Genomic DNA, 8,980 nt, shown 5'->3' with positions numbered 1-8,980 from the left:
AGAGTAAGACACCGCCGACACAATCCTTATGTGGGGTGGGCAGGAGAAGAAATTCTTCTGCCCACCCCATTTTTCATGCCCGAAAAACCCGCGGGGAAATCCAATTCCGGATCAGCCGACCGACGAACACCGGTTTTGGCGGGAGTCGTTGTTGAGGAAGTGGACCCGCCGCCCGTAACCTCGGTGCCATGAGCGGTGTTCGGATCTTGGTCGTGCAACCGTCGCCTGTTGACCCTCTGGGGCGTCTCGGTGATTGGTTGAGGAATGCCGGAGCCGAACTGGACGTCGTGCAGCCGGCGGAACGGGATCTGCCGAGCCTCGACGACTACGACGCGCTCGTCGTTCTCGGCGGTGAGATGGGCGCCTACGACGACATCGACCACCCGTGGTTGTCGGACGTCCGCCTGATGCTCAGCGGTGCTGTGGCCAAGCGGCTGCCGGTGCTCGCGATCTGCCTCGGAGCGCAGCTGCTGGCGGCGGCGACCGGTGGTCAGGTGCGGCCGATCCGGAAGGGACCGGAGGTCGGCACCCTGCTGGTGGCCAAGCGCGATGTCGCCGCCGAGGATCCGCTGCTCGGTCCGCTCCCGCTGACGCCGGACGTCGTGCAGTTCCACAACGACGAGTTCAGCCTGCCGCCGTCCGCGCAGCTGCTGGCTTCCTCTCCGAAATGCGACAACCAGGCGTTCCGCCTCGGCGAGTGCGCCTACGGCCTGCAGTTCCACATCGAGACCACGCCGGAAGTCGTCCTGGAATGGGCTCGGAACTCGCCGGAGATGGCGGAGACCGCGCGCCCCGGCGACCTCGATCCCGAACACCTCGTTGAGTTCCACGCCGATCTGGCCGAGACCTGGCAGCCGGTCGCCGAGCGATTCGTTCGCATCGTCGGCACGCCACCGGAAGAGCGCAAGGCGAGCAGGTTCCTCCCTCTCGCGTGACCTCGTGCAGGCGGGTCCACAGAGGGGCCCGCTGCCGACTACGGTTCGGATATGGCCAACAGCAGCTCGTCCAGGTCTGGTTCGGTCCCGTCGACGGCCCGGTACGGGTTCAGCGACGCCGAACGAGCCGCGGACCAGTTGAGGCGTGCTGGGTGGTGGTCGGAACGCGGTCCTGGTGAGGCCGAACCGATTCTGGCCGCGTTGTCGCGCACTCCTGATCCGGATCTGGCGTTGCACTCGCTGGAGAGGATGCGGGAAGCGTCTCCGGACGAGTGGGACGCGCTCGCCACGGCCTTGGCGCAGGACGTGGGGCTTCGGGGGCGGTTGTTCGGCGTGCTGGGCCAGTCCACCGCCTTCGCCGATCACCTCGCCGCTCACCCGGGTGACTGGGCTCGGCTGGCCTCGGATGCGACTCCGCCGGAAACGGTCGACGAGTGGACCGCGGCGCTGCTGACCGCTGTGGGTGCCGAAGGGGATGGGGAACCGGGAACCGAGGGCGGCCCCGTCGCCAAGCTTCAAGGCCAGGAGGCGGTCCGCGAGCTCCGCGCGACCTACCGGGCGCTGCTGCTGGACGTCGCGGCTCGCGACCTGGGCAACATCGCCGAGCCCGGTCTCTCGCCGCTGTCCTACGACGAGGTCGCGGACATGCTCTCGGACCTGGCGGTCTCTGCGCTCAAGGCTGCGCTCGCGGTGGCGGTCGCCGAGGCCGGCATCGACGAGATCCCGCGGCTGTCGGTCATCGCGATGGGCAAGTGCGGCGGCCGCGAGCTGAACTACGTCAGCGACGTCGACGTCGTGTTCGTCGCCGACAGCGAAGCGGATGTCGCGGTCGGAACCCGCTTGGCGAGCCTGATGATGCGCATCGTGGGCCCGGCGTTCTTCGAGATCGACGCGAACCTCCGCCCGGAGGGCAAGGCGGGTGCGTTGGTCCGCACCCTCGACGGGCATCTCAGCTACTACCGGCGCTGGGCCAGGACCTGGGAGTTCCAGGCACTGCTGAAGGCGCGTCCGGTCGCCGGTGACGCGGAGCTGGGTCTGCGGTACCTCGAGGCGGTGCGACCGATGGTGTGGACGGCCGCCGAGCGCGATGACTTCGTGCCCGATGTGCGCTCGATGCGCAGGCGGGTCGAGGACCACGTTCCGCTGGACCTGGCCGAGCGGGAGTTGAAGCTGGGGCGCGGCGGTCTGCGCGACGTGGAGTTCGCGGTGCAGCTGCTGCAGATGGTGCACGGCCGCAGCGATGAATCGTTGCGGTCTTCGTCCACTTTGGAGGCGCTGCGAGCCCTGGGTGACGGCGGTTACGTGGGCAGGGCCGACGCCGCTGATCTGATCGACTCCTACCGGTTCCTGCGGACCGTGGAGCACCGGTTGCAGCTGCGCCAGCTGCGGCGCACCCACTTGTTCCCGGAGTTCGACGACGCGGATGCGCTGGCCGTGCTGGGGCGAGCGGTCGGGTTCCGGTCGAGCGGCCGCAACACGGCCGCGCAGGCGCTGGTGGCCGAGTTCCGCAGACATGCCAAGCGGGTGCGGCGACTGCACGAGAAGCTGTTCTACCGCCCGCTGCTGGAGGCGGTGGCGAAGGTGCCGACCGAGGCGATGCGGTTGACGACCTCGGCCGCCGCCGAACGGCTCGCCGCGCTGGGCTACACCTCCCCGCAGGGGGCGTTGCGGCACATCGGTGCGTTGACCTCGGGTGTGTCGCGCCGGGCGAGCATCCAGGGCGCACTGCTGCCGGTGCTGCTGGACCTGCTGGGCAACACGCCGGATCCCGATGGTGGTCTGCTCTCCTATCGCAAGGTTTCCGAGGCGCTCGCCGAAACCCCCTGGTACCTGAGGCTGTTGCGGGACGAGGGAGTGGTGGCCGAGCGGCTCGCTCAGCTGCTGGGCACGTCGAAGCTGGTGCCGGAGCTGTTGATCCGCGCTCCGGAGGTGCTGCGGCTGCTGGCCGACACGCCGGCGCTGGCGGAGCGCGGTTCGCACGAGGCGGCGATCTCCTTGCGCAGCACGGTCGGTCGCTACGCGGATCCGCAGCGGGCGGCTGCTGCTGCGCGTTCGCTGCGGAGGCACGAGCTGCTGCGCATAGCCTGCGCGGACCTGCTGGGGCTGGTGGAGCTCGACACGGTGTGCCGGGGGTTGTCGAACATCTGGGTCGCGGTGCTGGAGTCGGCGCTGGACGTGTCGGTCCGGGACACAGCGTCGAAGTGGGACGGTGAGGTCCCGGCGAGGATCGCGGTGATAGGGATGGGCAGGCTCGGCGGCGCGGAGCTCGGTTACGGCTCGGACGCCGACGTCCTGTTCGTGTGCGAGGCGATCGGTCAGGCCGATGAGGCGACGGCGTTGAAGTTCGCGAGCACCGTGGTGGAGCGGGTGCGCACGTTGTTGGGCGCACCGAGCCAGGACCCGCCGCTGGAGGTCGACATCGATCTGAGGCCGGAGGGCAAGCAGGGGCCTCTGGTGCGCACGCTGGAGTCCTACATCTCCTACTACCAGCGGTGGGGCGAGGCCTGGGAGTTCCAGGCGCTGCTGCGGGCCCGCGCGGTGGCCGGTGACCCGGACCTGGGGGAGCGGTTCTGCCGCGCCATCGATCCGATCCGCTACCCCGAGGGCGGTCTCGACGAGACCAAGGCGCGCGAGATCCGGCGGATCAAGGCTCGCGTGGACGCCGAACGCCTCCCGCGCGGTGCGGACCCGGCGACGCACACCAAGCTCGGCCGGGGAGGGCTGGCCGACGTCGAGTGGACGGTGCAGCTGTTGCAGCTCCAGCACGCCCACGAGACACCGCAGCTGCGCACGACCTCGACGCTGGACGGCCTGCGCGCGGCGGCAGAGGCCGGACTGCTCACCGAGTCCGACGCGCAGGAGCTCATCGACGCGTGGATGCTGGCGACCCGCTTCCGCAACGCGGTCATGCTGGTTCGCGGGAAGCCGGGCGATCAACTGCCCAAGCACGTGCAGGAACGGGTCGCGGTGGCGGCTGCCCTGGGCTATTCGGCCGAGGTCGACACCGGTGAGGTCGTCGACGACTACCTCCGGGTCACCCGTCACGCCAGAGCGATCGTGGAGCGGATCTTCTACGAGGCATGACCACGATCAGGCGGACCGGCGGTCTCGGCGCTGGTGCCGAGGCCGTTCCTGCAACACTTCGCGAGCACCTGCTTCGTCGCCTGGGAGGACGAGCGGATGCTGGGGTTCCTGATCGGATTCCTCTCCGCTGATCAGCCGCAGGTCGGCTACCTGCACTTCGTCGGCGTCGATCCGGCGCAGCGCCGGAACGGGCTCGCCCGCCGGCTTTGCGGCGAATTCTTCGAAGCCATTTCGTTCGCCGGACGAACAGAGGTCCACGCGATCGCCTCACCCGAGAACACCGGGTCTGATCGAATTCCATCGACGCATGGGCTTCCGCGTCCTGGACGGTGACGGCGAAATCGATGGCGTCCCCGTGCTCTGCAATTACGACGGTCGTGGTGGCGCTCGTGTCCGTTTCGCCCTCGAACTGGGTTAGACCAGGCGAACGCCGGAACCCGCCGGTCGGCGGTCGCTTCGGGGGTGAATGGATCCCTAACCTGATCAATGCACCGCGGTCTGGGATAAGGGGACTGGAAAATGTCCGAGGACTTCGAGCTGCTCGTCGACCGACAGGCCTTATGTGGAAGCGCTCCGCTGTGGATGTCCGCCCAGAATTGCGTGTATTGGGTGGATCTGCTGCGCAGAGAATTGCACGCCTACTACCGCGATACCGGCGTCGACGAGGTGCGAGTGCTGCCGGGCAAGGTCACCGCGCTGGGGGCCACGCGGCAGGGGCAGCTCATCGCCGCGGCCAACGGCGGGTTCTCCCGGGTTCATCTCGGCCGTTCCGGGCTGGAGCCGGTGGTGCAGGTGCGCAACGGGGATCGGATGAGCACCGGTGGTTGCGATCCGGCGGGCCGGTTCGTGGCCTGCACCCTGACCCACGCGGCGGACCTGCGGGCCAGCGGTTGCTACGTCCTGGAGAGCAACCGGGCGAGGCTGCTGATCGACGGGCTGACCGGGCCGGGCGGTGTGGCGTGGAGCCCGGACGGCACCCGGATGTACGTGGTGGACGTGCGCACCATCTGGATCTACGACTACGACCCGCATCGCGCCCGCGCGTACGCCGGCCGCAAGTGGGTGGTGTGCGCGGAGTCCGACGGCAGTCCGGAGGGGCTGGCCGTCGATTCGGAGGGCTGCGTGTGGGTGGCGATGCACTGGACGGGCCGGATACATCGCTACGCGCCTTCCGGTGACCTGGAGACGATCTTGTGGGCGCCGACGAGGCGCGTCAGCGGCCTGGCCTTCGGCGGTTCCCGCCTGGAGGAGCTCTACGTGACCTCGGCCTGCTTCGGCTACGACGAACCGGCCTTCAACGCGGACCCGTACGCGGGCTCCCTCCTGCGCTTCCGCCCCGGCGCGACGGGCGCCCCGCTGCCTCCCTGGCAGGGGATCTGAACATCGTCGACGACTATCGCTGATGTTGATCATCGAGTGGTAATAGCGGTTCGCATCGCCGCGGAGGTGGCTCCGGACATGAAGCGGCCCCGCCGGTCGTGGACCGGCGGGGCCGCTTTCAGCTGGTCATCGACTCACACGTCGAAGTACAGCGAGAACTCGTGCGGGTGCGGGCGGAGGCGGATCGGGTCGATCTCCTCTTCGCGCTTCAACCGGATCCAGGTCTCGATCAGGTCCGGGGTGAAGACGCCACCCTCGAGCAGGAAGTCGTGGTCGGCTTCCAGGTTGTCGATCGCCTCGGCCAGCGAGCTCGGGACGGTCGGCACGTTCTTGGCCTCTTCCGGCGGGAGCTCGTAGAGGTCCTTGTCGATCGGCTCGGCCGGCTCGATCTTGTTCTTGATGCCGTCCAGACCGGCCATCATCATCGCGGCGAACGCCAGGTACGGGTTGCCGGACGGGTCGGGGCAGCGGAACTCGACGCGCTTGGCCTTCGGGTTCGAGCCGGTGATCGGGATGCGCATGCAGGCGGAGCGGTTCCGCTGCGAGTACACCAGGTTCACCGGGGCCTCGAAGCCCGGGACCAGACGGTGGTAGGAGTTCACCGACGGGTTGGTGAAGGCCAGCAGCTTCGGGGCGTGGTGCAGGATGCCGCCGATGTAGTAGCGCGCGGTGTCCGACAGACCGGCGTAGCCGGCCTCGTCGTAGAACAGCGGGCTGCCGTCCTTCCACAGCGACTGGTGGGTGTGCATGCCCGAACCGTTGTCCTCGAACAGCGGCTTCGGCATGAACGTCACGGTCTTGCCGTTGGCCCAGGCGGTGTTCTTGATGACGTACTTGAACAGCTGCAAGTCGTCCGCCGCGTGCAGCAGCGTGTTGAACTTGTAGTTGATCTCGGCCTGGCCGCCCGTGCCGACCTCGTGGTGCGCGCGCTCGATGGTGAAGCCGGAGTCCTGCAGTTCGGACACCATCTTGTCGCGCAGGTCCGCGAAGTGGTCGTACGGCGAGACGGGGAAGTAGCCGCCCTTCATCCGGGTCTTGTACCCCCGGTTGCCGCCCTCCTCGTCGCGGCCGGTGTTCCACCAGCCCTCGATGGAGTCGACCTCGGCGAAGGTCTTGTTGGGGGCCTCACCGAACTTCACCGAGTCGAAGATGTAGAACTCGGCCTCGGCACCGAAGAACGCGGTGTCCGCAACGCCCGACTCGGCCAGGTACTGCTCGGCCTTGCGCGCGATGTTGCGCGGGTCGCGGCTGTAGGGCTCCAGCGTGAACGGGTCGTGCACGAAGAAGTTCAGGATCAGCGTCTTGGCTTCGCGGAACGGGTCCAGCCGCGCGGTGTACGGGTCCGGCAGCAGCAGCATGTCGGACTCGTGGATCGACTGGAAACCGCGCACCGACGAGCCGTCGAAGGCGAGACCGTTGGTGAACGCGTCCTCGTCGAACGCACTGGCGGGCACAGTGAAGTGCTGCATGATGCCCGGCAGGTCGCAGAACCGGACATCGACGAACTTCACGTCCTCATCGGCGATGAAGCGGAGGACCTCGTCTGGATTCTTGAACAAGCTCGGTGGCTCCTTCACGCAGTCGTACAGCTCACCGGTGCCACGTCGATTGGTCGCCGCCGGCTCGTCCATGACGGTATGTCACCGGTGTTGCCCCGGCGTCTCCTGAATGTTTCGTGGGCGTTAACGACCACCTGAACGGGTGACGGCAGTTACACATCGCGGTGGAAGCCGATGCTCCGAGCGGCCTGAGGGAGCAGGTGCGTACCCTGGATGACGTGCGAAACGTCCTCGGCTCGTGGCTGGACGGCCCGAAGAGCGCAATGAACCAGGCGCGTGAACAGGCCACCGAGAACCGGCCCGCGTTCCGCGGTGAGAAGCTCGGGCTGCCCGAATCCGGGCCCGGCTCGGCGGCGCCGCTGCGCAAGCGGCTGCTGGCCTTCGTGGTCGACCTGGTGCTCGCCGCGCTGATCACCGCCGCCTTCACCGCACCGGCCTACCCGGGCGACTGGAGCCTGCTGACCTGGCTGATCATCACCGTGGTGCCGGTGTCGTTCTTCGGCGCGACGCCCGGCATGGCCCTGACCAAGATCTGGGTGGCGCGCGTGGACGCCCCCAAGATGGTCGGCCCGCTGCGCGCCGTGCTGCGCGGTCTGCTCACCGTGCTGATCATCCCGGCCGTGATCTGGAACTTCGACGGCCGCTCGTGGCACGACCGGATCAGCGGCACCATCGTCCTGCGCCGCTGACGCCCGACGCGGAGAGCGGGCCCGGGGACGCGTCCCCGGGCCCGCTCTCGTTCGCTTCGCGTTACTTGGCGCGGCGCATCGCGCGCGACACGTTGCGCATCTTGGCGCCCTGCGGAACCGGGCCCTTGGGCATCGCGCTGCCGCGGCTGGCCAGCGCCGACAGGCGGTTCTCGATGTTGTCGATCTGGGCAGGACCGATGTTGCGCGGCAGCTTCATGATCCGCTGCTGCAACTTCGGCAACGGGACCTGGCCCTCCTCGTTGCCCACGATCAGCTCGTAGATCGGGGTCTCGCCGACCAGGCGCGAGACGCGCTTCTTCTCCTGCGAGACCAGGTTCTTGACCCTGCCCGGCGAGCCTTCGCCGACGAGCACGATGCCCGGCCGGCCGATGATCCGGTGCACCGCGTCGAGCTGCTGGGTGCCGGCCACCGCCTGGGAGACGACCCAGCGTCCCCGCAGGTTGTCCAGCGCCCAACCGGCAGCCCCGGGCTGCCCCTCCGCCTTGCGGAACACCGTCGCCTGCACCCGGCGGCCGAAGATGATCACGGCTGCGAGCAGGCCGAACGCGAGGCCCACGGGCAGGAACACCCAGTGCAGACCCCAGATCATGCCCAGCAGGAAGACCACGACGGTCACACCGAGGAACGCCCCGAGCATGAGCGGCAGGAGGAGCTTGTCCTCCCGGCGCTGCATCTTGAACGCCTCGAAGATCTGCTTGACGCGGCCTACCGAAGCCTGACGTCGCTGTTTGGCCGCCTCTTTCTTAGCGGCCTTGTCCTGCTTGGCCATGCCCCTCAGGATACGGCTCTCTTCGTTGAGGTTGTAGGCGCGTCCTCGGTGGCGTGATCGAGATGTGTTCCGATCAGGTTGAGCCAGCATCGGCGACACGTCAGGCGAGCGGCGAAGCCGCTTTCTCTTTACCCCCTGAGCAACTCGCACCGCCGGGGGTTGTGAGCGGTGCTGTGGCGAGCACGCCTCGACGCCGTGTATTGGACATACATCAGTCGAGGCGCGCGGAGTCCACAGCGCCGCTCAGGTTCCCCTACCCGCACCGCCCCGCAAACGACCACGAAGTCAGCTTTGTCAGCGGTTGAGGAGGCTGCTGGCTTCTTGGGCTGCTGTGCCTGCTTCGGCGAGGTGGGCCATGTTGTCCGGCAGCGGCATGCCTCGGTGGACGGTGGCCTTGGCGAACAGGCGGCCTGCTCGGTAGCTGGAGCGGACCAGGGGGCCGGCCATGACGCCGGGGAAGCCGATCTCCTCGGCGGCCTGGGTGTGCTCGACGAACTCCTCGGGCTTGACCCAGCGGTCCACCGGGTGGTGCCGCGGGCTCGG

7 protein-coding genes and 1 pseudogene are annotated in these 8,980 nt (G+C 68.2%); 5 read left to right on the top strand and 3 right to left on the bottom strand.

Translation table 11 applies throughout. The features are described from left to right. The first annotated feature begins 188 nt into the window (after window positions 1–188). The 4 genes from AB0J91_RS32675 to AB0J91_RS32660 all read left to right on the top strand — a co-directional run bounded on the left by AB0J91_RS32675 (window position 189) and on the right by AB0J91_RS32660 (window position 5,399). Window positions 189–935 carry a type 1 glutamine amidotransferase gene (locus tag AB0J91_RS32675; protein WP_363790481.1) on the top strand — a complete coding sequence of 249 codons (747 nt, stop codon included), beginning with the start codon at window positions 189–191 and terminating at the stop codon, window positions 933–935. Between the two features lie 51 nt (window positions 936–986). Beyond that, window positions 987–4,019 (top strand): bifunctional [glutamine synthetase] adenylyltransferase/[glutamine synthetase]-adenylyl-L-tyrosine phosphorylase, encoded by a 3,033-nt coding sequence (locus AB0J91_RS32670; RefSeq protein WP_363876813.1) that lies wholly within the window; start codon window positions 987–989, stop codon window positions 4,017–4,019. A gap of 96 nt (window positions 4,020–4,115) precedes the next feature. Then, entirely contained in the window at window positions 4,116–4,352 is a 237-nt protein-coding gene (locus tag AB0J91_RS32665; protein ID WP_363876810.1) for a GNAT family N-acetyltransferase, read from the top strand. 186 nt (window positions 4,353–4,538) lie between these two features. Beyond that, the gene (locus AB0J91_RS32660; RefSeq protein ID WP_363790487.1) at window positions 4,539–5,399 is read left to right on the top strand and encodes an SMP-30/gluconolactonase/LRE family protein; all 861 of its coding nucleotides are present in this window, start codon (window positions 4,539–4,541) and stop codon (window positions 5,397–5,399) included. A gap of 134 nt (window positions 5,400–5,533) precedes the next feature. On the opposite strand, the gene glnA is transcribed toward AB0J91_RS32660, so the two are convergent. Beyond that, the gene (glnA, locus tag AB0J91_RS32655) at window positions 5,534–6,958 is read right to left on the bottom strand and encodes a type I glutamate--ammonia ligase (RefSeq protein WP_363790497.1); all 1,425 of its coding nucleotides are present in this window, start codon (window positions 6,956–6,958) and stop codon (window positions 5,534–5,536) included. A 218-nt stretch (window positions 6,959–7,176) separates the two neighbouring features. Between glnA and AB0J91_RS32650 the strand changes: the two genes are divergently transcribed. Beyond that, window positions 7,177–7,647 carry an RDD family protein gene (locus AB0J91_RS32650; RefSeq protein ID WP_363790499.1) on the top strand — a complete coding sequence of 157 codons (471 nt, stop codon included), beginning with the start codon at window positions 7,177–7,179 and terminating at the stop codon, window positions 7,645–7,647. A 61-nt stretch (window positions 7,648–7,708) separates the two neighbouring features. On the opposite strand, the gene AB0J91_RS32645 is transcribed toward AB0J91_RS32650, so the two are convergent. Both AB0J91_RS32645 and AB0J91_RS32640 read right to left on the bottom strand, forming a co-directional pair. Next, window positions 7,709–8,437, bottom strand: coding sequence for a DUF4191 domain-containing protein (locus AB0J91_RS32645; protein ID WP_363876807.1), 729 nt, complete (start codon window positions 8,435–8,437; stop codon window positions 7,709–7,711). Between the two features lie 294 nt (window positions 8,438–8,731). Further along, window positions 8,732–8,980 (bottom strand): annotated as a pseudogene (locus tag AB0J91_RS32640) (lipoyl synthase); the annotation flags it as partial.

It is taken from the genome of Saccharopolyspora sp. NPDC049357, from assembly GCF_040677225.1.
GTDB lineage: Bacteria > Actinomycetota > Actinomycetes > Mycobacteriales > Pseudonocardiaceae > Saccharopolyspora.
This window is presented reverse-complemented; position numbering and strand designations above follow the sequence as displayed.